The organism is Aureisphaera galaxeae (genome assembly GCF_028561275.1).
Lineage (GTDB): Bacteria > Bacteroidota > Bacteroidia > Flavobacteriales > Flavobacteriaceae > Aureisphaera > Aureisphaera galaxeae.
The window spans coordinates 559,563-582,534 of sequence record NZ_JAQQTF010000006.1 but is presented as its reverse complement, the minus strand read 5'-3'; the positions used below and the strand labels follow the sequence as shown (position 1 = coordinate 582,534).

Below are 22,972 nucleotides of genomic sequence, written 5' to 3'. Positions count from 1 at the left end.
ATCTTAGTTACAAGAAAATTAACCATTAAGGAATTATGTCATACAACTTACTAAAAGGAAAACGAGGAATTATTTTTGGAGCATTGGATGAAAACTCTATTGCTTGGAAAACGGCAGAGCGCGTTCACGAAGAAGGGGGCGCTATAGTACTTACCAATGCACCGATCGCTATGCGTATGGGGCAGATCAATCAATTGGCGGAAAAAACCAATTCTGAGATAATTCCTGCGGATGCCACCAATTTGGAGGACCTGGAAAACCTTGTTGAGAAGGCAATGGAAATTTTGGGAGGCAAGTTGGATTTTGTGCTTCACTCCATCGGGATGTCTGTAAATGTGCGTAAAGGAAAGCACTACACGGATCAGAAATACGATTGGACTCAAAAGGGATGGGATGTATCTGCGCTTTCTTTCCACAAAACAATGCAGGTATTATATAAGAAGGATGCAATGAGTGAGTGGGGAAGTATCGTTGCATTAACCTATATGGCAGCACAACGTGTATTCCCAGATTATAATGATATGGCGGATAACAAAGCCTATTTGGAATCTATCGCAAGAAGTTTTGGATACTTCTTTGGTAAGGATAAGAAGGTACGGGTAAACACAATTTCACAATCACCTACGCCAACCACTGCAGGTCAGGGAGTTAAGGGATTCGATGGGTTTATCGCTTATGCAGATAAGATGTCGCCTCTTGGAAATGCTACGGCAATGGATTGCGCAAACTACACGGTTTCCCTGTTTAGTGATCTTACCAAAAGGGTAACTTTACAAAATCTTTACAATGATGGAGGCTTCTCGAATGTTGGAGTGAGCAACGAAGTGATGGAAGCGTTTTTAAAAGAATAGACAAACTACGATTTTAAGAAATGAGCTCGCCGTTCGGCGGGCTTTTTTTGTTTTTAGTCGGCAAAAACGGACTTTTGTCGGTGATGTGGGTTAAGTTCATTTTTTCTTTTGTAGTTCCCTTTTTTTTGGATATTTTTAACGTTATTAACTAATCTATTAATTTAATATCAAATTATGAAAAAATTTACTTTACTAATTGCGATGTTAATTTGCGCGGTTGGTTTTAGTCAAGATTCAGCAGTTCCCGTGAAAGCGGCCCCTACTGCAGTCGTGAAGAAAGCCACCAAGAAAGTTGCGAAATTAACAACTACGCATGCCAACCGTTCTACGGCAGATGTTTCTTTCGGAAAGGCCCCGGCACCTGTTCAGCAGATGGTGTATACTACGGTAAATCAGGTGGCAGATGCAACAATGGCCGAATTAAGTGATGGATCTACTCCAGCAGCTGGACAGATTACCGTTGCTACGGGAACCTACAATGGGGTTTCCTACCAAGGTTCATCAAATGCCGAGTCTCCAGTATTGGCTTATGAAAGTGGGCCATACTTTTCTGTTGCTGGACCACCGCATTTAAGTATCGTTGAAAACGTTACTTTAGGAATGTCTACATACGGTTTCGGTGTACAAATCGCTAATGGTAACAGAATCGCTGAGGACATTGTGTTGACAGATGATTACGATGTTACCTCTATCGATTTTTACGGATACCAAACAGGAGAGCCAACTACTCCTGCTTCAATTAACGAGATCAACGTTCGTATTTGGGATGGTGATCCAGCCGATCCTGCAAGTTCAGTGATTTGGGGTGACGATGTTACCAACGTATTTACAAGTGCTATTTGGAGTGATGCCTATCGTGTATTGGAAGACGATCAAGCTTCCACAGCTAGAGCTATCCAAAGAGTTACTGTAGATACTCCAGGTCTTTCTTTGGCGGCAGGAACCTACTGGGTAGATTGGAGTTATGCTGGTACAGGAGGTTCTGGACCATGGCAACCACCTGTAGTAATTACAGGACAAACTTCAACAGGAAACGCTCAGCAATTCCTTGGTTCTACTGGCGCATGGGGACCAATGAATGACGGTGGAACCGCTACACAATTAGGAGCTCCTATTCAAGTATATGGAGACTGTACTAGTTGTGGTGGATCTGGAGATCCTGAAACAGTATATGCAAGAGATTCTGGTGCTGGAAACTTTGTTTCTTTCGACAGATCTACTCCAGGTACATTCAACGTAATTGGACCTGATGCTGGTGCTGACTTCTTCGAAGGGGTTGGAGCTATCGATCCTAACGATCTTACTACTGCATATGTAATGGATCTTGATGGAGATCTTTACTCATTAGATATTACCACAGGTACTTACACTACATTAGGTGTGATCCCAGTAAACGGAGCTGAGGTATGGCTAGGTTTAACTTGGGATTCTTCAGGAACTGTTTACGGTGTAGGTAGTGACCTTACAAACCCAAGTAACCTATATACTATGGACCTTGTAGGATTAACTGCTACGTTGGTTGGTTCTATGGGTAACGCCGGTGGAGGTATGATCGATATCGCGATTACCAACTCTGGTGACATGTACGGATATGATATTGTAGATGATAGTTTCTACAGTATCGATCCTGCTACTGGAGCCGCTACCCTAATTGGGCCTATTGGTTTCGACGCCAACTTTGGTCAAGGATTAGCCTACAATGCCGCTGATGACATCCTATATATGAATGCATTCGAAAATGGAGTTGCAGGACAATGGAGAGAGGTAGATATTACCACGGGTACGGCTACCTACCTTGCAGACTTCGAAGGTGGTAATCAAGTACCATGGGCTTCTTTCGCAGTAACTGCCGGTGGCGGTGGTGACACTTGTGGAGGAACTATTCCAGATTATGAGAACACTTCCGCAACAGGTGGTGGACCACCATCTCAGATTTTCCCAGACTTCCCAGACTTCGATTGTGAGGCTGTAGATGACTTCATTATCTCTGGAGCTCAAACAGCTGCTATGTGTGAGATTGCTATCATAGGTAGTGGTACAGGTATTCCTGTGGATCCAGCAAACACAGTAGAATTGACTGTATATACAGACAATGCAGGTGTTCCTGGAAGTGTAGTATTTACTGAGTCTTTCTTAGGAACGGATGTAGATCCTGATGGAGACGGTATCTTTACTCTTACTCCAACTTCACTTACGGCATTAAACCCAGGAGTTAGATATTGGGTAAGTGTTGTTCCAGTTATGGAGTTCGGTGTTTCCGGACAGTGGTTCTGGAATAGTGCCGACGACACTAACGACGATGCGGCTCTATGGCAAAACCCAGGTGGAGGTTTCGCAACCTGTACAACTTGGGATACCTTCGCTAACTGTGGTGTAGGTGGCGGATTAGGTCCAGACCTATTAATGGACATTAGCTTCATCGAAGTTACTGCTCCAACTCCAGATGAGTGTGCTGGTGCTATTCCAGTAGCTTGTGATGATGTAATCACTGGAGATACTAGCGACAATACAGACCAAGGTGGAAATAACGACTCTGAAGATGAGTGGTATTCTTTCACTGGAACTGGATCTGCTCAAATAGTAACCGTATCACTTTGTGATCCTGGTACTACATACGATTCAAGACTTACAGTATATGATTCTTGTGGAGGAACTGAAATCGCTACAAACGATGACTCTTGTGGTCTTCAGTCTGAGCTTCAATTCTTCTCCGACGGTACAACTACTTACTACATTGCTGTAGAAGGATTCGCTGCTGGTGATGTTGGACCATTCGTAATGTCTATTACTTGTGAGCCTGTGCCAGACAACGACCAGTGTGATGGTGCTTTCCCAATTGTTTGTGGTGACTCTTTAATGGGAACTACAATCAACTCAACAGACGATACGGCTGCTGCTCCTGATTGTGATACTGCTACTACTACACCTGGTGTATGGTATGTGTATAACGATACTAGTGGATTGCCAACAGATATCCTATTGTCTACTTGTAGCACTAACACTAACTACGATACTAAGATTTCTGTTTACACAGGAGACTGTGGTTCTTTACCACTTACTTGTGTAGCTGGTAACGATGACTCTGGTAACTGTACAGACTTCCAGTCTGAGGTAGAATTCCAAAGTGATGGTAACACTACTTATTACATCTTAGTACACGGATTTGGTGGTGCAACCGGAGACTTCGAATTGTCTATGTCTTGTACTATTGTACCTCCACCAAACGATCCAATTGCTAACGCAATCGACTTAAACGACTTCGACTGTCCTTGGACAGATGAGAACGTAGCAATGCCAGGTGCAACTACAGAAGCTGGAAACCCAACTAACTGTGATATCTCTGGTGCAAATGGTGTATGGTATACCTTTACTCCAATTGCCGATGGATTCATTAGAGGTACGGTTCTTCAGCCAGCTGGAGCTACTTCTGTAACTTTCTACACCGCTCCAGACGAGACTTCTACGGAAGACGAGTTGGTATTGGTAGATTGGTTCGAGAACCAATGTTTCCCGAACGTTACAGCAAGAATCCCAATTGTAACTGGACAAGCTTACTACTGTTTCGTAGTGAATACTGGAGGTGCAACCGACATCGAGTTCACCGAGTGTGATAACACCCTTGGAACTAGTGACGTTGTAATCGCAGGATTCTCTTACTACCCGAACCCAGCTGTAGATGTTGTAAACTTAACAGCTGCTCAGAACATCGAGCGCGTTGAGGTATTCAACATGTTGGGTCAGAAAGTAATCGATCAGTCTGTGAATGCTTCTAGAGGGCAATTAAACGTTGCTCAACTGAACCAAGGTACATACCTAATGAAGGTATATGCTGATGGAGAAATTGGAGCATACCACATTATTAAGCAATAATATATAGCTTATTATATAGGAAAGCCGCCTCGGAATACCGAGGCGGTTTTTTTATTGTGTATTTTTGTTCCCCATGGAATTGAGCTATTCGTTTATCATACCGGTTTACAATCGGCCCCAAGAAATAAAAGAATTACTGGACAGCTTTCTCAATGTTGCTTTCGAGCGTGAATACGAAATTGTCATTGTAGAAGACGGTTCGTCCCTATCCTCAGAGTCTGTTGTAAAAGATTTTGCCGACAGGCTTAACATTTCTTATTACTTCAAACCCAATTCCGGTCCAGGTGATTCCAGGAATTATGGAATGCAGAAAGCCAAAGGAAATTACTTCATTATTCTGGATTCCGATTGTCTGTTACCTGCTCATTATCTCACTACGGTAGATGCTTTTTTACAGAACACCTATGTAGATTGTTACGGGGGAGCGGACGCTGCGCATGATAGTTTTACCTCTTTGCAAAAGGCCATAAATTATGTGATGACCTCGTTTTTTACTACAGGTGGAATACGGGGAAGTGAAAGGAGTGTTTCGAAATTCGAACCCAGAAGTTTCAATATGGGAATTTCCCGTGAAGCTTTTCAAAAAACCAAAGGCTTTGCAAAGATTCATCCGGGCGAAGATCCGGATTTATCCCAGCGCATCCTAAAAGCTGGTTATAAGACCGTTTTTCTTCCAAACGCATACGTATATCACAAGCGTAGGATTTCTTGGAAAAAATTCCATGTACAAGTAAAGAAGTTTGGAGCCGTGCGCCCCATTCTAAATAAATGGCATCCGCATGCTGCCAAAATTACCTATTGGTTTCCATCATTGTTCGTTTTCTTTGTTTTGGCATCCATAGTGGGAGCATTGTTGTATCATTGGATGGTACTTGTTCCTCTATGTGCCTATATCCTACTTGTATTTGTTCACGCTTCGATACAAAATAAAAGTGTGTTTATAGGATGTCTCTCGGTAATAGCATTATTTGTTCAGTTTTTTGGCTACGGTCTGGCTTTTTTGAAGTCTTCATTTTACATCGGATTACTGAAGAAAGATCCCGAAAAGCAATTTCCTCATTTATTTTTTAAGTAATTTTATTTTATGGCCGAGAATAGAAATACATATAAGACTTCGAAGGTGAAGTCGTTTTTATTCTTCTTGTTGTTGGCAATGATCTTTTGGATACTCGCCAAATTTTCTACCGAAACAACGGCATTGGTCTATGCCAATATTCTTTACGATAATGTTCCAGAACATATTTCAGTGACTAAGGAAGGTTCCGATAAACTATCCTTCGAAGTAGAGACGAACGGATTCCAAGCCTTGTCGTATGGGTTTAAACAGCCTTCCATTTCCATAGATATCTCTAGGTATTATAAAGAAGGGGACACCGTCGTCGTATTGGAGAATGCAGATCTGGTGCAACTCATTGCTACACAATTGGACAATAGTTCGGGTATAAACAATCTGTCTTCAAATTCCCTTCGGGTTTCACTGGATAGGCTGGAAATGCGAAAGGTAGCTGTAAAGTCGATGGTAGAAATTCAGTATAAGGAAGGCTACAGGAATTTAGGAGCCTTGCAAATACAACCCGATTCTGTATTGTTGGTGGGGCCTTTGCAAAAGCTGGAAAAGATCGATTTTATTGAAACAGAAAATGAGGTTGTGAAGAATGCCTCCGATCGCATTGAAAAGAAGATAAAATTGAAGGTGCCCGAAGATCCGGAACTTTCAATAAAGACGGATGAGGTTAGTATTTCGGCGGCTGTGGAGGAATTTACACAAAAACAATTCCCCATTTCGGTACAATTAATCAATGCTCCAAGAGATGTAGAAGTGAAGTTGTTGCCTTCAGAAATCAATGTGTCTTTTAATGTAGCTATGAGCCGGTTCAATTCGGTATCACCCAATGATTTTAGATTGGTATGCGATTACCGAAATAGAAATGAAGCCGAAAGCTTTTTAATCCCTTCATTGGAAACCTATCCCAATGATCTATACGATGTAGAAGTGGCTACCAAACGGGTAGAATATTTAATCTTCAAATAAATTGAAAGTCGTCGGGCTTACGGGAGGAATTGGGAGCGGTAAATCTACCGTAGCAACAATGTTTGCCAAATTGGGTATACCCGTTTATATCGCAGACATTGAAGCGAAAAAGCTTACCAATAGATCTAAGGTGATTCGGAGAAAGTTAATTGCCTTACTCGGAGAAGAAACCTATATAGACGGTTCCCTAAATCGGGAATACGTAGCTCAAAAAATCTTTAACGACACAACACTGCTGCAGCAGGTTAATGGGATTATTCACCCCAAGGTAGGTCAGCACTTTAAGCGATGGCTCAAAAAGCAGGAGGGATCTTACTGCATTAAGGAAGCCGCCATATTATTTGAAAATGGGGGATACAAAAATTGTGATTATACCGTTCTAGTAACAGCTCCTAAGGATATTAGGATCCAACGGGTTATGCAACGTGATGCAACCACTCGTGAGGCAATTGAACGTAGAATGGCAAATCAATGGACCGATGAAGAAAAGATACCTCTGTCTAATTTTCATATTGAAAACATCGATTTAGTTTCCACCCAGTCGAAGGTGGAAGAGATTCATAACATCCTGCAAAACAGCTAAAAAGAGATTGCTTCTTCCGTGTGTTAACATTAGGTTAAACAACCCAATGTCTAAATGTTAAAATCTTACTTTTGGATCATGAACAAAAGGTTGTTTGCCCTGCTTATTGGTTCTATGTCGCTGTCCTTATTGGGAATCATTTTTGTTCAAGGATACTGGATTAATAATGCATATAAAACGAAGGAAGATCAGTTCACCTTCAATGTAAGACAGGTGTTGACGGAAGTTTCCAAGAGTATCCAACTTCGTGAAATTGACGATTATTATCGTTTGTACAGTGGACTGATTGAAAATGTAGAGGAACCCGATAATGTTAGTGTTACAGAACTAATCTATAGGATCGTAAATGAGGACAATAATGAAACCATCATCTTTTCGGATGGGATCATTGAGGAAGATTACAAACTTTCTACTGGGTTTTTCGATACGGAAATGGACAGTATTGAGTTTACGAAGATTACGAACAAGCAGAAAACAACCAAAATTATTGGTGGGCTGGACGGAAGTAGTTACACCACCCAAACGCAGGTTAATTTTAAACGATTACCAGATTACGAACGCAAACAGTTCGAATCGTTTGTAAGCAATATATCTTCCAGAACACCCATACATAAAAGGGTAGGCAAGGAAGAAATCGTAGAATTGATAGATAGGGAATGCCGAAGAAGAGGACTGGAGCCTAAGTTTGAATATGCTGTGTACAGCAATGAACTGGCCACAAAAATTCACTCGAAGAATTTCGATTTGGATCCGGCAAGCACCTATGGTGTTCCGCTCTTTGTAAACGATAATTATAACACCAGTTATAAGTTATACGTTAATTTTTCGAACAAAGGGAAATTGGTATTGAATACCATTTTAGGAATGGCACTGTTATCCTTGGCGTTTACCACGGTGATTATTTTAGCCTATTCTAACGCTCTTAGACAGATTTTTAAACAACGACAGATTTCGCAGATCAAGACCGATTTCATCAATAATATGACCCATGAGTTTAAGACGCCCATTGCTACCATTAACTTGGCATTGGATGCGCTAAAAAACCCAAAAGTCTCCGAGAATAAAGATTTTATTTCTCGCTATCTAAAGATGATTCGGGATGAGAATAGAAGGATGCATGCCCAGGTAGAAAATGTATTGCGAATCTCGAAATTGGAAAAGAACGAGCTCGATATCCCAAAGGCACGTGTAAAATTACATGAGATTGTAGAGGATGCCATATCGCACGTGAGCCTTATCGTGGAAGACCGGGGCGGATATATAGAAACCCATTTAGATGCAATGAAATCATCGGTACTGGCAAACGAACTACACCTTACCAATGTGGTGGTGAATATGTTGGATAATGCCATTAAGTATTCGGAAGAAGCACCGAAAATTGATATCTATACCGAAAATGTGAAGGATAATATCCTGCTTAAAATACAGGATCAAGGACTGGGGATGGGTAAAAATGTTCAGAAAAGAATATTCGAAAAGTTCTATCGTGAACACACGGGAGATATTCACAATGTAAAAGGGCATGGTTTAGGACTGTCCTATGTGAAGCGAATATTGAACGATCATAACGCAGAAATATATGTAGAAAGCGAAAAGGGAAAGGGGAGTACCTTTATAATAAAAATGCACTTAATATCTTAGAAATATGGAAACAGAAAACAAAAAAATCTTGTTAGTAGAGGATGATCCAAATTTTGGAACTGTACTCAAGGACTACCTTTCAATGAACGAATATGATGTTACCCACGCCAAGAATGGGATGGAAGGTTTTGAAAAATTTAAAAAAGACGACTTCGATCTCTGTATCCTTGATGTCATGATGCCATATAAGGATGGATTTACCCTGGCCAAGGAAATCCGTGAGAAAAATGAAGACGTGCCGATTATATTTTTAACGGCTAAGGCGATGAAAGAAGATGTTCTTAAAGGATATAAAGTTGGAGCCGACGATTATCTTAACAAACCTTTCGATAGTGAGGTATTGTTAATGAAGATAAAAGCCATCATACAACGAAAAGCAACCGATTCTATCGCAGATAGCAAACAATTTGAGTTCAATATTGGTAATTTCCACCTTAACTCAAAACTTCGCTTCCTTACCTACAAGGATGAGGACCCAATAAAGCTATCCCCGAAAGAAAATGACCTCCTACGTTTGTTGGCCTTGCATAAAAATGACTTAATGCCCCGCGAACTGGCATTAACCAAAATTTGGAGAGATGATAACTATTTCACCTCCCGAAGTATGGACGTATACATTGCAAAGCTTAGAAAGTACCTAAGCAAGGACGACGGTGTTGAAATCATCAACATTCATGGAGAAGGTTTCCGTTTGGTTGTAAAAGACGAAGTAGACCAATAATCTAACAGGTTAAGTGTAAAAGAGCATCCTATCCCTTTATGGGATCTGGGTGCTTTTTGTATTTACAAAAGTCACGATTTCCTCGGTGGGGGTCGTATAGTCGAACCAGTGAATGTTTTCATTTTTCCGAAACCAAGTACCCTGCCGCTTCGCAAAACGCCTTGTGTTTTTCTTTATTTCTGAAATGGCCTCTTCCAAACTTAATTCCCCTTCAAAATGTCCGAACAATTCCCGGTAGCCAACTGTTTGCAGGGCATTTAGCTGTCTATGAGGGAATAATGCCTCCGCTTCCTTCACCAGCCCAGCTTCGATCATAAGGTCTACACGTTTATTGATACGGTCATATACGATTTCGCGATCGGCGCTGAGTCCAATATGTAAAGTGTTGAAGGGACGTTTGGCATTCGGGGCATTGAGAAAAGAAGAGTAGGGTTGCCCGGAAGCCCGAAAAACTTCGAGTGCTCTAATAACCCGATGTGGATTTTGAATATCCACTTTTTCGAAATGGGTAGGATCCACTTCCTTCAGTTCCTGTTGTAGATGAGCCAATCCTTTTTCCTCTAGTTCTGAGACAAGTGATTCCCGGATTTCACTAGAGACTTCGGGAAAAGTATCCAAACCTTTCACAACGGCATCCACATACAAGCCCGAACCTCCAACCAAAATAACGATGCTGTGTTTTTGAAAAAGACTTTCAAGCAGCACAAGGGTATCCCGTTCAAAATCACCTACACTGTATTCATCTTCAATACTCAAGTTCTGAATGAAATGATGGGGAGCTGCCGCAAGTTCTTCGGGCGAAGGAACAGCCGTCCCAATGCTCATTTCCTTAAAGAATTGACGGGAATCTGCCGAGATGATTTCCGTAGCAAAGGCTTTGGCCAATTCGATAGAAAGTGCAGTTTTTCCAATAGCCGTTGGGCCTACCACACAAACAAGAAGCGGTTTGGGTTCCATTAGGTGTCCAATTCTTCGGGATTAATGGGTTCACCACAAGCATGACAATAAACGGCATTGTCCTTATGGTGGCTTTCCCCGCAATTGGGACAATTCTGAGTATTGGTATCGATATGCTCTTGGGCCGCCTTACTATATTCTACAGTCATAATGCCCGTGGGAACAGCTATAATTCCGTAACCCATAATCATAATAATACTCGCGATAAACTGACCTAGCGGCGTGGCTGGGGAAATATCCCCATATCCCACGGTGGTAAGGGTAACGATACACCAATACACACTATGCGGAATGCTATTAAAACCATGCTCTTCCCCTTCAATAAGATACATTAAGGTTCCTGAAATAATAGAAATAATGAGTACCGCGAAAAGGAACACGAAAATCTTGGGTCTACTGTGGAGCAAGGCCCTTTTTAGGCGATTCGAAGCTCCGATGTATCGGGTCACTTTCAGGATTCGGAAGACCCTTAGCAAGCGAAGGGCACGAACCGTTAGTAGATAACTGGAACCAGCTAAAATAAATGACAGATATAAAGGGATGGTAGAAATTAAATCTATGATGCCGTAAAAACTAAAAATATATTTAAAAGGCTTCTTTACGGTGATGATGCGAGCAACATATTCGAAAGTAAAGAATATGGTAATGACCCATTCCCCTACATACAACAATTCATGGTATTGTTCATCAATGCTCTTGACACTCTCGAGCATTACGAAAACTACACTTAAAATAATAAGAATGAGTAGAATGAGATCGAAAGCTTTACCGGCAGGAGTGTCGGCCTCATAGATAATGTCGTGAAGTTTCTTTCGCCAAATATTCATCAAAATTTCGTTTGGTCTGCTTAAAGGTAAAGAAGATTATTTAGATGGTGGCTTCCTTAGGAAGGGGAACGATCTTTAACACCTTGTTCTTGCGTAAGTATCCTTGTATGATATGCTGGGCATCCCGGTTATTGTGCATAGGAGTGATGATGGATTTTAGCACATTGGGATTGGTAATCTGAAAATTGAGGTTGAAAAACCCAAAGCCCTTGTAATTTCCATTTTCAATGAGAATTACAGAGCGTTCGTCTATATCCCTGCCTTTATCGATAATGAGCATGTGTTTGTTTTCGTAACTGTTATCATTCAAAAACTCCTGAACGCGCTCATTGTATGCTGCAACGGCCTCTTCCTTAACACAGGCGCCAAGACATTCTTTAATAGAATAGGAAAAACAACTGCCGTTTACTCTGTGAAGGCCGGTTAGTTTCTGGCACAGTTGATAGTTCTCTGTAATCTTAAAAAGTACCGATTTGGCCTGAGCATAATTCGTAAAAGTGGTTACGGCTCTTTTCTTGGCATCCGCCTTTTCAACTTTCAAATTAATATACCCATTGTCATCGGTGTAGGTGCCTAACTGATACTGATAAAGTGTCCTGCGAAGTGCTCTATTGTAAATGGGTTTGTTTTGCTTTATTTCCTCGCTCTCCTTCAAGAGCGCCACCAATTCACTTCCCGTGAGTTCGAAGCTTACCGAGACTACTTCCAACTGAATCTTCTTCGATTTCCGGTTATCGCTCGTAAAGTGCTGCGTAAGCCTTTTCTTTATGTTTTTGCTTTTTCCAATATAGATAACCTGCCCGTCCTTATTGTGCATATAATAAACCCCAGTATCCGTTGGGGCATTATCGATCATATCCAATAGCTTGGGTTCCAAAAGGCGTTTGGGATCCTTACGGATACTCTGAGTAATGATTTCCTTTTGCGTATCCTTAGTAAGTAAGAGCTTGAATAATTCTAGCGTTGCTTTGGCATCCCCTTGGGCTCTGTGTCGATCACTTATTGGGATTCCCAAGGCTCGGACCAATTTCCCCAGACTGTAGGAATCCATATCGGGGATAAGCTTTTGTGCCAGTTCTACGGTACACAAAGAGTCTTTTTCGTACGTATACCCCAGCCGATCGAATTCTGTAGTGAGAATCCTGTTGTCGAACTGTGCATTATGAGCTACAATAATGGTGTCTTCGGTAATTTCAATAAGGCGTTTGGCGATCTCGTAAAACTTGGGCGCATTACGGAGCATTTCGTTGTTAATACCCGTAAGGTTTACGACAAAGGGTTGAATTTTCCGCTCGGGATTCACCAAACTCGAAAACTGATCTACAATTTGATGGCCATCGAAACGGTATACGGCAATTTCGGTGATACCCTCCTCGTTGTACTTTCCTCCGGTGGTTTCAATATCTATAATTGCGTACACTAAGTTGCTTCGTTTGTTATCTTTTTGGTAAGGTAAGTTACGAATAATTACGGGCACCGAAAATGGCACTTCCTACTCTAACCATATTACTGCCATGCGAAATGGCCAAAGGGTAGTCGCCGCTCATACCCATACTTAAAACAGTAAGCTGGGTATATTTTTGCTGAAGGCGATCGAAGGTCGTTTTTAGATATCCGAATTCCTGAGCCAATTGTTCTTGGTCATCTGTAAAGGTGGCCATTCCCATAAGCCCAACGATTTCTATATGTTGTAGGTCATTCAAATCATCCGAACTAAGCAAAACTTCCGTGTCTTCCGCACTCATTCCGAATTTACTGTCCTCTTGGGCAATCTTTACCTGAAGCAAGCATTTAATAATCCGATCATGCTTGGCTGCCTGTTTATTGATTTCTTTCAATAGTTTGAAGCTGTCCACAGCATGTATTAGGCTTACGAAGGAAGCCATGTATTTCACCTTATTGGTCTGTACATGCCCTATCATGTGCCACTCTATATCTTCGGGCATTTCTTCCCATTTGCCCACCATTTCCTGAATTTTGTTCTCCCCAAACACACGTTGTCCTGCTTCATAGGCTTCCATCAGGGTACTCACGGGCTTCGTTTTAGAAACCGCAACCAAGGTCACTCCTTTAGGGAGGTTTGTCTTGACTTTTTCCAGATTATTGAAGATGGTTGACATATTATTGTCTATTGATATTGGAATTTATAACTCCTAGGAGCCGCATATTAAACATCGTTTGTTTTTAATTTTCTTATTTCCCATTTAGAAAATAAAGAGCTTGAAACCAACATTAGGGTTCCCATAACTACAGAGACATCTGCCATATTGAATATACCTGTGTGTAAACTGGCAAATTCTAAATACATAAAGTCGGTAACTGAATTATATAAGACCCGGTCATAAATATTACCTATCCCACCACCTATGATGAAGGAAAAAGCAACAATGTTCCAATTCGAAATTTCTCTTTTTCTTGCTGCGTAAAAGAACATTAGGAAAAGGATTGTTAATGGCAATACTTTCAAAAAAATCACTTTAAGTCCAGATGGCAAGTTTGCACCTAAACTCATGGCTGCACCAGTATTTTCTACCCGCTTCAATACAAAATGATCATCCACTACCTCGATAATTTCGTTCTCCGAAATTTCGGTTCTTGCCTTTTCCTTGCTTATTTGATCACAGCTTATATTACAGCCAATCAAGAAGACTAGGGCAATTATTTTGCAAACTCTTTTCATCTTCAATGTATTTCTAGTCAAATGCCTGACGTCAAATTAAAGAAACTTATCTAAAATTCGTAAATGGTTACCCCACTTCTCAATTTGGGCTCAATATAGGTGCTTTTAGGCGGCATGACCAATCCTTCATCGGCTATGCTTTTCATTTCTTCCACTGTAATGGGAACCATCCCAAAGCCTACCGAGTATTCCCCGGTATCGACCCAGGATTTCACATAAGCCAAATCCTTCTTGCCATGCGAATAGCTCAACCGTTGGTCGTTTCGAACATCCTCAATGCCTAGAATAGGCCGTAAGATGGTTTCAAAAAGAATCTGGGTGTCCAAGGCGTCAAGAGACGTTTCAAAATTATATTCTTGTTTCCGCAGGTAAAGCGAATAAAACTCCCCATCCAAATACATACTGAAATGATGCTTTTTGGAAGGTTTATAGTACTCAGTCCCGCGGTTTTCAATACGATACAATGTATCCAGTTTTATAAGGAACTCTTCCTTGCTAAGTCCATTAAGTCCCTTCACCAACCGATTGAACTCATAGATTTTCAACTCACTTTCCGGAATGAGGTAGCCCATAAAGAAATTATAGGGTTCCTTTCCCGAATGTTGTTCATTTTCGGCACTTAGATCCTTTGCCAATAAATGTGATGAGGAAGAACGATGGTGGCCATCGGCTATGTACAGTGCATCCATTTTGGAAAAGGCCTTCTTTATCTCAGCTATGATGACTGGATCGTCCACCTTCCATAAGAAATGTGTATCGCGATACGTAGTTGTAAATTCGTACTCTGCCCGTTGCTCCATGACCTTGGCAATGCGCTTGCTAAGCCGTTCATTGTCGGGATAAGTAAGCAATACAGCTTCCGCATTGAATCCCACAGCTTTTAGGTATTCCTTAAACAGGGTTTCCCGAAATTCAAGCGTTGCCTCGTGCTTTTTTATCGTGTCCTTTTCATAATCCTCAACACTCAAAGCCGCAGTAATGCCGTTGAATACGTTTCCATCTCGGTTCACGATTTTGTAAACGTAGAAGCAAGGGGAATCATCCTGTGTAAACACTTCATCTTCTATAAACTCCCGGTATCGGTTGTATACCAGTTTATAACGTTCTGGACCCGAAATTTTCTTATGGTATTTGAATCCTGGATTAATGACATGCAAGAATGAAAACGGATTGTCCCGTAAACGGGCTTCCCGTTGCTCTTGGGTATAGCTCTCATAGGAGCGTGAAGCCACTAAGCTTACTTTATCGCGTGTAGGACGAACCGCTCGAAAAGGATGGATTTTAGGCAAAACAGAAGGTTTTAGGCGAACATTTTGGCTACTTTCTCGGCCTTACGGCTTTCTGAATAGTCATAGAACCCTTCACCACTCTTAACACCCATCTTTCCTGCCATTACCATATTTACCAATAGGGGACAAGGAGCGTATTTTGGGTTTTTGAAACCGTCGTACATCACGTTTAAGATGGAGAGACAAACGTCTAACCCAATAAAGTCTGCCAATTGTAGGGGCCCCATAGGGTGTGCCATTCCTAATTTCATCACCGTATCAATCTCCTGAACCCCTGCAACGCCATTGTACAAAGTTTCAATGGCCTCATTAATCATTGGCATAAGAATGCGATTGGCCACAAAACCAGGGTAATCGTTTACTTCTACCGGGACTTTGTTCAGTTTTTTGGAAATTTCTTCGACGGTCGCGTAGGTTTCTGCGCTTGTACTATATCCTTTTATAATCTCTACCAATTTCATGATCGGTACGGGATTCATAAAGTGCATACCAATCACCATTTCCGGACGGGAAGTAACTGCAGCTATCTGAGTTATAGAAATGGAAGAGGTATTGGTAGCCAAGATGGTGTCTTCTGGGCAAAACTGATCCAAATCCTTGAATATTTTCAGTTTTAGATCCACGTTCTCCGTAGCGGCTTCTACCACAAGGCTGGCATATTCTACACCTTCTTCCATGCTGGTATAGGTAGTAATATTGCCCAAGGTACGTTCCTTATCGGCTTCGGTAATTTTTTCCTTGACAACCATTCGATCCAAATTCTTGGCTATGGTGGCCATTCCACGTTTTAGGGATTCTTCGGAAATATCGATAAGTTGAACTTTGTAATCGCACTGTGCGAAGGTATGGGCAATTCCATTTCCCATGGTACCTGCACCTATTACTGCTACATTTTTCATATTTGGAATTTGGTTGTTATAAAATTTTAAAATTTTCGATTACCTGCATGGCTACGCGCAATGCATTGGTCCCTTGCGCTAGCGTCACGATAGGAGTCGTATCATTGTTAATAGCATCGGCAAAGGTTTCCAACTCGTCCAGAATGGCGTTGTTGGAATCGATTTCTGGATTGTCGAAATAGATCTGCTTTTTCACCCCTTCGGCATTGGTCAGGATCATGGCAAAATCATCTGGATGTTCGGGAGCATCCTTCATCTTCACCACTTCACATTTCTTTTCTAAGAAGTCTACCGAGATATAAGCGTCCCTTTGAAAGAAACGTGCCTTTCGCATTTTTTTCATGGAAATACGACTGGCCGTAAGGTTCGCTACACAGCCATTTTCAAACTCAATACGAGCGTTGGCGATATCCGGTGTTTCGGAAATCACTGAAACACCACTGGCTGAAACTGACTTTACCTCACTCTTCACCACACTTAAAATGGCATCGATGTCGTGAATCATTAAATCCAATACTACGGGTACGTCCGTTCCTCTTGGATTGAATTCCGCCAAACGGTGTGCCTCGATGAACATGGGATTTTCAAACTTGTCGCGAACCGCCATGAAGGCTGGATTAAAGCGCTCCACATGCCCCACTTGCCCTTTTACGTTGTATTCTTGGGCCAACTCGAGCAGTTTTTCGGCTTCTTCGACCGTTTGTGTAATGGGTTTTTCTATAAATAAGTGCTTTCCGGCACGAATCACTTTTTCGGCCACATCGAAATGATATATTGTCGGTGTTACCACATCGACCACATCACAAGCCTCGATCAAAGCCTCCATAGTGGGAAAGCTTTTGTAACCGAATTCTTCAGAAATTTTTTGGGAAGCTTGGGTGTCCGCATCAAAAAAACCAACAAGTTCATATTTGCTGGATTGATTGAGAAGTTTTAGATGAATTTTTCCTAGGTGGCCTGCACCCAGAACTCCTGCTTTTAGCATGGGCGTGTATTTTGCACAAAGATACCTTTTTTTGTATGAAATTTAGGCTTCGTTTTGCCGGATTTCGGCAGAGGATTTTAGTAGCTTTGTGGTACCCTAAGATTTCAAAATGAAACAACCCACCCTAGAAACTGAACGCCTTATCATTCGCGAAATGCTCCCAACCGATGCGGAAGGGATGTTTGCCATGGATTCTAATCCCAATGTACATAAGTATTTGGGCAATAAACCTGTGAAAACGATAGAGCAGTCTAAAAAGATTATTGAAGATGTTCGTCAGCAATACATCGACAGAGGCATTGGGCGCTGGGTCATGGAAGACAAGCATACGGGCAAATTCATTGGTTGGACGGGTTTCAAAATAAACACCGAACCCCTTAATGGACGCACTAATTTGTTGGATATTGGGTATCGAATGTTGGAATCTGAGTGGGGCAAGGGCTACGCCACCGAATCCGCGGTTGCTTGTATGGATTACCTCTGTGAAAGGGGCGATCATCCTATTATCTATGGGGCCGCGGTAATTGATAATGACGCTTCCAATAAAATCTTGGGTGAAAAATTGGGTATGCATTTAACGGCTACATTTACCTTCGATGGCGATGAGTGCTACTTTTATGAAATCACTAGGGAAGAGTGGTTAGCGCGACGTAAAGAGTCATGAAGGATACATTTTTACATAAAGGAATGCGCCGAAAATTGGTAGAAACCCTTCGGTTAAAGGGGATTGCCGATGAAGCCGTGCTTGAAGCCATTAATGCAGTGCCAAGGCACCTTTTTATGGATAGTGGTTTTATAGACCATGCCTATGTGGATAAGGCCTTTCCCATTGCAGCAGACCAGACCATCTCGCAACCCTATACAGTAGCACGGCAAACAGAATTGCTCCAAGTAAAGGAAGGGGATAAAATCCTTGAAATAGGTACAGGAAGTGGATACCAATGTGCCGTGTTATTAGAAATGGGAGCTATGGTGTATACCATTGAGCGACAAAATGAACTCTTTAAAAAGTCCAAATTATTCCTTCCCAAAATAGGATATCGCCCTAAGAAAATGATCTTTGGCGATGGTTATATAGGCCTTGAGGAATTTGCTCCTTACGATGGAGTAATCGTTACGGCGGGAGCACCTTATGTTCCCAATCCATTACTGGCGCAGCTTAAAGTAGGAGGGAGACTCGTAATTCCCGTTGGGAAAAACGTTCAGATCATGACAGTCTTCACCCGAAAAAGCCCTACTGAATTCGAAAAGAAGGAATACGGAGAATTTCGTTTTGTACCCTTATTGGAGGATAAGAATTAGGGCAAGTCCCTTTTGCCAAACACGATGGATAGTTCATCATCTGCTATCTGTGGATCATCCCTAAAGTTGAGGAATAATTCATTTCCAACGACTTCATATTCGTATACATTTCCCCAAGGGAGGCCTTCGATAATCACCACATTGTCTGGTAAGACGGTTACACTATAGGTTCCGCTTTCGGGTAGATAAGGATAATCGCTTTCTACATTGTTTACAATAGTAAGGGTATTGGTGACTTGGCTAAAACTCCAAATAACATCCCCTTCCTCAAGTTCTGGAGGTTCGGGTCCAAAAAAGATGTAGGATTGCATATCCCAACTATCTAATATGGAGTTATCGGTCTCAGGTCGGTCGTCACTTGTATCGCAGGACAGTACAACGGTACATAATAGGAATAGAAGGATCTTTTTCATTTTCTTTTTCTGATAAGATGGAAGAACCCAGAAACGTTGCGTTTTGCTATTGCAAATACACATTGGTTATAAGTCGTTCTACGGTGGGATGATCGCTTCCGCCAGCAGGTTCTATGGTAATATTGTAGGACTCGGCATGATCTATATAATTCATAGCGAGGAAATTTTCCCCTTTGGCAATTACCCCCATGTCGATCATCTCACCTTCCACATCGGCCCAAAGCTGGTAGTCGTGCTCTTCCGAAAGTTTAGGTAAGCCTTCGGCATCAATAAATACGGTTTTATCGGTATGGTTTACATAGGTCACTGCAGTCGCTTGGGGTGAATTTTGATTCCCAAGCATGATCAGTTTTTCGGTTTTCGGATTGCTTGTAATCTCGTATGTATTGATGACGTCATCGTAGTTTTTGGTCAGATCCTCAAGTTCATCCGAAAGGATATCATTTTGGGAACGAACCAATTCTAATTGATCTTCGACACCATTCAATTTTGTATACATCCAGAAAGAACTTATTCCAAACAATAAGGCGAGGGCTGCAGCAATGGCCAAATAGGACTTAAGCGCAGAACGGTTGGCATTAATAGGCGGTTGCTGAGGTGTTTTTGAGCCGACTTTATCCATAAGTCCCTCCTTTACCTGTGGAGGGGGTGAAACGGCATTTTCCATCGCCATTCTTTCAAAATCTGCTTCCAATTGGCCGTAGTGCTTCCGTATCTCCGAATCCTGAAGATACCTTTCCACCTGTAGCTGCTCGGTTTCGGAAACCTCACCGATTAGATAGCGCTCCAGTAATCCAGATTCCAATATTTCCTTTTTATCCATCATAGCATCCATTCAATTAACACCCCAATCATAAGGATCATTTCTACTCCATACAATTCCCTAAGCTTCCGTAAGGCCTGTTGTACATACGATTTAAACGTACCCAAGGGTACTCCCATTTCTTCATGAGCTTCCCGATGGGTAAGTCCGTTAAAATACACCAATTCCAAGGCCTTTTGGTGATGTGATTCCAGCTGGCGGATAGATCCGTTGAGCTTGGCCACATCGACGGGAACTTCTTCCGAAACTTCTGTCTCTTTATATACACCTAAATCTTCGGTTTGGATGAGCTTGGAAGGGGAGCGTACTTCATTTAAAGCTGTATTTCTCGCAATACGATATGCCCAGGTGTAAAATCTTCCTTTATCGGCTTTATAGGAAGAAGCGTTGTTCCATATTTTCAAGAAGGTCTCTTGCAGTACATCCTGTGCCTTGCCTTCGTCCTTGCAAATCCTCAGGATAACACCGTACAAAGCCCCAGCATACTTATCGTATAGGCTGGAAAGTGCCTTGGCATTGCCTTCCTGAAGTTGTTGTATGAGCAATAGATCGGATTGCATATCGGGGTATGGGATGTGTTAAAGTTAAGCAAAAATTATAACCCTTCTCATCCACGGTTTGGAATCCGTGTATATAAAATTGAAAGCGCGCAAAACTTTTATACATCAAACTTTAAAAATTAAGATCATGAAAAAATTCGTATTTATTTTATCAACCATCGCATTGTTCTCTTTTGCACAGAATGCGATCGCACAAAAGAAAAGTATCGTAGAGATCGCTTCAGGAAATAGTGACTTCTCTACCTTGGTTACGGCGCTTAAGGCTGCCGACCTAGTAGGAGCTTTACAGGGTGACGGACCGTTTACGGTATTTGCCCCTACCAATGATGCCTTTGCTAAAATTGACTCAAAAGCCTTAGGAAACTTACTAAAGCCAGAAAACAAGAAAGCCTTAGCCAACATTCTTACCTATCATGTGATAAGTGGAAACATCCCAGCCAAAGGAGTAGCATCTGCCCTAAAGAAAGGTGGAGGAAAGACTCAATTGACCATGTTGAATGGAACCGGACTTAAAGTAATGCAGAAAGACGGTAAAATTTGGCTGAAAGACAAAAATGGAAACTATAGTCAGATAGTTACAACGGATATCATGGCGAGTAACGGAGTGGTTCATGTGATTGACACGGTAGTGATGCCAGAGTAGTAATTGTTCGTTTTCACACTTCGCTATGAAAAAGGCCTCCCCTCGGGGAGGTTTTTTTGTTTAAGGTGGAGGGCCGTCGAGAGACGCACGCCAGCGGAGGGTCGAATTTTAAATTATGAAATTCTAAAACATACCCCTAATGCCAAGATTAAAGTAACCTTCACTTTTCCCTTGAGACGAATCGCCAATATAGCCACCTCCCAAAACGGGGCCTAAAAGGACTTTATGTTCTTTACTGCCTACATTGCCTCGCAGATAAATAGATGCTCCAGTATCTATAAAAGCACCACTTTTCGGCTTTTTGTCTTTGGTGCCATAAAGAGAATAGCCTCCAGTAAGATATATATTGGCTTCCCAAATATTTCCAGTATAAATAAAATTGCCTGTAACTCCTAAATTCATGGAACCAAAAGGTTTTCTTTTATCGTCCTCGGTTTTAAAGCCTCCAGAGCCTGCTAAGTAAGGTCCCATAGTTAAGCTGAAATTATTTTGTTTGACTAAAAAATCCAGCATGTCTAGTTGAAACTTTAAACCAGCTTCAAATTTTTCTTTTGCTGGACTCTCTAAAGATTGCTGCCATTTAATAAAGGGCCCCGTCTTTATAGCAAATTTAAAATAGTCTAAAAAAGGGCCACCCAAGGGTATCTTTAACTTTGCGTCTGCACTGGCAGCAAGACTAGTCCCTTTTTTATCTGTTTTTGTACCTGCTGCGGCATTAATCACAGTTTTCAGCTTTTTCTTCTGTTCTTTTTCTTTAGTAGCATGTTCCGAACTGGTTTCTTTTGGTGTTTCCTTAGTTTCAGCATCGTTATCACTAGTTATCCATGCACGATAACCTTCCGTGTATTGCAAACCTAGTCGATAAGGCACACCTGTTTCTCGACTATATTGTGTGGTAAGGTCTTTGTGTAGGCCAATAGTCCCGGCATGAAAATCTGGAGTTTTCGGCGTTTTCTTAGTGTCAACATCGTTTTTACTAGCTAACCATAAACGGTAACCTTCTGTGTATTGCAAACCTGGTCGATAAGGTACACCTGTTTCTTGACTATATTGTCTGGTAAGATCTTCGTGTAGGCCAGCAGTCCCACCATCAAAATCAGGAGTTCTTTGTATTTGTTGAATACCTCGTTGCTGTACTACATGAGTAAGCTCATGTGCCAATAAGTGCTTGCCCTGTTGATTATTAGGACTGTATTGCCCCTGATTAAAATAAATATCGTTACCAACAGTAAAGGCCTTGGCTCCAAGTTGGCGGTTCATCTGGATAGATGATTGGTCTGTATGTATGCGTACATCTCCAAAATTAGTCCCGAATTTTTGGCTCATTTCTGTTTGTGTGTCAGTATCCATAGCACTTCCGCCACCTTTACTTGTATTTATTTTACTTTCAAGTTGACTGCTTGCCATAAGACTTTTGGGGTTCGAGTTGCCTCCATTAGTGCTAGTAGTTTTACGCTGAGTAGCACTAGTATTTAATGGGCTTATCTGCGAAACCAGACTGTTATGCTGTGTTGACGTGCTAATAGCCTTATTAGCTATGCTATCTGCTTCTTTTTCGTAGCTATCGTTTACCTGTCCAATAGCTAGTTTTGGCTGGATAATAGCCGGAGGAAAAAATGACGATTCCGGCTGCTTAGAATTTGATATAAAATTGGCAGGTTTGTTAGTGCTAATAAGTGACTTTGGTATAGCGTTGTATTTTCTGGCAAATGTGATGCTCATGTCGTATTCGTTTTCTAAAAATCCTATTATCTTCTATTTCAGACTTGTGTCAATCAATCTGGCACTTCCTATTTAATATCACTTAATTGCCGAAAGAGATTGATTTTCATTTGGTAAAGTGCTAAAGGTAAGAACTTTAGATTAATAATTTTAAAGGTAAAAACCTATATTTAC

Annotated in this window: 22 protein-coding genes; 10 read left to right on the top strand and 12 right to left on the bottom strand. The window is 41.5% G+C overall.

What is annotated here, in order from left to right; translation table 11 throughout:
- The first annotated feature begins 35 nt into the window (after positions 1-35).
- The 7 genes from POV27_RS12965 (at position 36) to POV27_RS12935 (ending at position 9,698) form a co-directional block, all read left to right on the top strand.
- Entirely contained in the window at positions 36-851 is an 816-nt protein-coding gene (locus POV27_RS12965; RefSeq protein WP_272863200.1) for an enoyl-ACP reductase FabI, read from the top strand.
- A gap of 174 nt (positions 852-1,025) precedes the next feature.
- Positions 1,026-4,721 carry a T9SS type A sorting domain-containing protein gene (locus tag POV27_RS12960; protein WP_272863199.1) on the top strand — a complete coding sequence of 1,232 codons (3,696 nt, stop codon included), beginning with the start codon at positions 1,026-1,028 and terminating at the stop codon, positions 4,719-4,721.
- A 73-nt stretch (positions 4,722-4,794) separates the two neighbouring features.
- Positions 4,795-5,796 (top strand): glycosyltransferase family 2 protein, encoded by a 1,002-nt coding sequence (locus POV27_RS12955; RefSeq protein WP_272863198.1) that lies wholly within the window; start codon positions 4,795-4,797, stop codon positions 5,794-5,796.
- A 9-nt stretch (positions 5,797-5,805) separates the two neighbouring features.
- A complete protein-coding gene (locus POV27_RS12950; protein WP_272863197.1) occupies positions 5,806-6,753 on the top strand; it encodes a YbbR-like domain-containing protein in 948 nt (315 codons plus the stop codon).
- Between the two features lies 1 nt (position 6,754).
- Positions 6,755-7,336 (top strand): dephospho-CoA kinase, encoded by a 582-nt coding sequence (gene coaE / locus POV27_RS12945; protein ID WP_272863196.1) that lies wholly within the window; start codon positions 6,755-6,757, stop codon positions 7,334-7,336.
- A 78-nt stretch (positions 7,337-7,414) separates the two neighbouring features.
- Positions 7,415-8,977 carry a sensor histidine kinase gene (locus tag POV27_RS12940; RefSeq protein WP_272863195.1) on the top strand — a complete coding sequence of 521 codons (1,563 nt, stop codon included), beginning with the start codon at positions 7,415-7,417 and terminating at the stop codon, positions 8,975-8,977.
- Between the two features lie 4 nt (positions 8,978-8,981).
- Complete coding sequence (locus POV27_RS12935; RefSeq protein WP_272863194.1) at positions 8,982-9,698, top strand: response regulator transcription factor; 717 nt, start codon at positions 8,982-8,984, stop codon at positions 9,696-9,698.
- Between the two features lie 36 nt (positions 9,699-9,734).
- On the opposite strand, the gene miaA is transcribed toward POV27_RS12935, so the two are convergent.
- Genes miaA through POV27_RS12895 form a run of 8 tightly spaced genes read right to left on the bottom strand, consistent with a single transcriptional unit; the run spans position 9,735 to position 17,335 of the window.
- Complete coding sequence (gene miaA / locus POV27_RS12930; protein ID WP_272863193.1) at positions 9,735-10,655, bottom strand: tRNA (adenosine(37)-N6)-dimethylallyltransferase MiaA; 921 nt, start codon at positions 10,653-10,655, stop codon at positions 9,735-9,737.
- Complete coding sequence (locus tag POV27_RS12925) at positions 10,655-11,482, bottom strand: ion transporter (RefSeq protein WP_272863192.1); 828 nt, start codon at positions 11,480-11,482, stop codon at positions 10,655-10,657. Before POV27_RS12925 ends, miaA begins: the two co-directional genes overlap by 1 nt.
- Positions 11,483-11,522: 40 nt before the next feature.
- Positions 11,523-12,902 (bottom strand): exonuclease domain-containing protein, encoded by a 1,380-nt coding sequence (locus POV27_RS12920; RefSeq protein ID WP_272863191.1) that lies wholly within the window; start codon positions 12,900-12,902, stop codon positions 11,523-11,525.
- Between the two features lie 37 nt (positions 12,903-12,939).
- Entirely contained in the window at positions 12,940-13,602 is a 663-nt protein-coding gene (locus POV27_RS12915) for a YggS family pyridoxal phosphate-dependent enzyme (RefSeq protein WP_272863190.1), read from the bottom strand.
- 47 nt (positions 13,603-13,649) lie between these two features.
- Positions 13,650-14,162: a signal peptidase II gene (gene lspA / locus POV27_RS12910; RefSeq protein WP_272863189.1), complete on the bottom strand. Its 513-nt coding sequence runs from the start codon at positions 14,160-14,162 to the stop codon at positions 13,650-13,652.
- Between the two features lie 50 nt (positions 14,163-14,212).
- The gene (locus tag POV27_RS12905; RefSeq protein WP_272863188.1) at positions 14,213-15,451 is read right to left on the bottom strand and encodes a DUF1015 domain-containing protein; all 1,239 of its coding nucleotides are present in this window, start codon (positions 15,449-15,451) and stop codon (positions 14,213-14,215) included.
- Between the two features lie 11 nt (positions 15,452-15,462).
- Positions 15,463-16,350 (bottom strand): 3-hydroxybutyryl-CoA dehydrogenase, encoded by an 888-nt coding sequence (locus tag POV27_RS12900; RefSeq protein WP_272863187.1) that lies wholly within the window; start codon positions 16,348-16,350, stop codon positions 15,463-15,465.
- Between the two features lie 16 nt (positions 16,351-16,366).
- Positions 16,367-17,335 (bottom strand): Gfo/Idh/MocA family protein, encoded by a 969-nt coding sequence (locus POV27_RS12895; protein ID WP_272863186.1) that lies wholly within the window; start codon positions 17,333-17,335, stop codon positions 16,367-16,369.
- 109 nt (positions 17,336-17,444) lie between these two features.
- On the opposite strand from POV27_RS12895, the gene POV27_RS12890 reads away from it, so the two are divergent.
- Together POV27_RS12890 and POV27_RS12885 are read left to right on the top strand one after the other, a co-directional pair.
- Positions 17,445-17,999, top strand: coding sequence for a GNAT family N-acetyltransferase (locus POV27_RS12890; protein ID WP_272863185.1), 555 nt, complete (start codon positions 17,445-17,447; stop codon positions 17,997-17,999).
- Positions 17,996-18,637 carry a protein-L-isoaspartate(D-aspartate) O-methyltransferase gene (locus POV27_RS12885; protein WP_272863184.1) on the top strand — a complete coding sequence of 214 codons (642 nt, stop codon included), beginning with the start codon at positions 17,996-17,998 and terminating at the stop codon, positions 18,635-18,637. Before POV27_RS12890 ends, POV27_RS12885 begins: the two co-directional genes overlap by 4 nt.
- Here the strand turns inward: POV27_RS12885 and POV27_RS12880 are convergent.
- Genes POV27_RS12880 through POV27_RS12870 form a run of 3 tightly spaced genes read right to left on the bottom strand, consistent with a single transcriptional unit; the run spans position 18,634 to position 20,433 of the window.
- A complete protein-coding gene (locus tag POV27_RS12880; RefSeq protein ID WP_272863183.1) occupies positions 18,634-19,050 on the bottom strand; it encodes an RNA-binding protein in 417 nt (138 codons plus the stop codon). The genes POV27_RS12885 and POV27_RS12880 overlap by 4 nt on opposite strands.
- Before the next feature lie 46 nt (positions 19,051-19,096).
- Positions 19,097-19,876 (bottom strand): anti-sigma factor, encoded by a 780-nt coding sequence (locus tag POV27_RS12875; RefSeq protein ID WP_272863182.1) that lies wholly within the window; start codon positions 19,874-19,876, stop codon positions 19,097-19,099.
- The gene (locus POV27_RS12870) at positions 19,873-20,433 is read right to left on the bottom strand and encodes an RNA polymerase sigma factor (protein WP_272863181.1); all 561 of its coding nucleotides are present in this window, start codon (positions 20,431-20,433) and stop codon (positions 19,873-19,875) included. Before POV27_RS12870 ends, POV27_RS12875 begins: the two co-directional genes overlap by 4 nt.
- A gap of 127 nt (positions 20,434-20,560) precedes the next feature.
- On the opposite strand from POV27_RS12870, the gene POV27_RS12865 reads away from it, so the two are divergent.
- Entirely contained in the window at positions 20,561-21,076 is a 516-nt protein-coding gene (locus POV27_RS12865) for a fasciclin domain-containing protein (RefSeq protein WP_272863180.1), read from the top strand.
- 123 nt (positions 21,077-21,199) lie between these two features.
- Here the strand turns inward: POV27_RS12865 and POV27_RS12860 are convergent, their stop codons facing one another.
- A complete protein-coding gene (locus POV27_RS12860; RefSeq protein ID WP_272863179.1) occupies positions 21,200-22,798 on the bottom strand; it encodes an eCIS core domain-containing protein in 1,599 nt (532 codons plus the stop codon).
- Between the last annotated feature and the right edge of the window lie 174 nt (positions 22,799-22,972).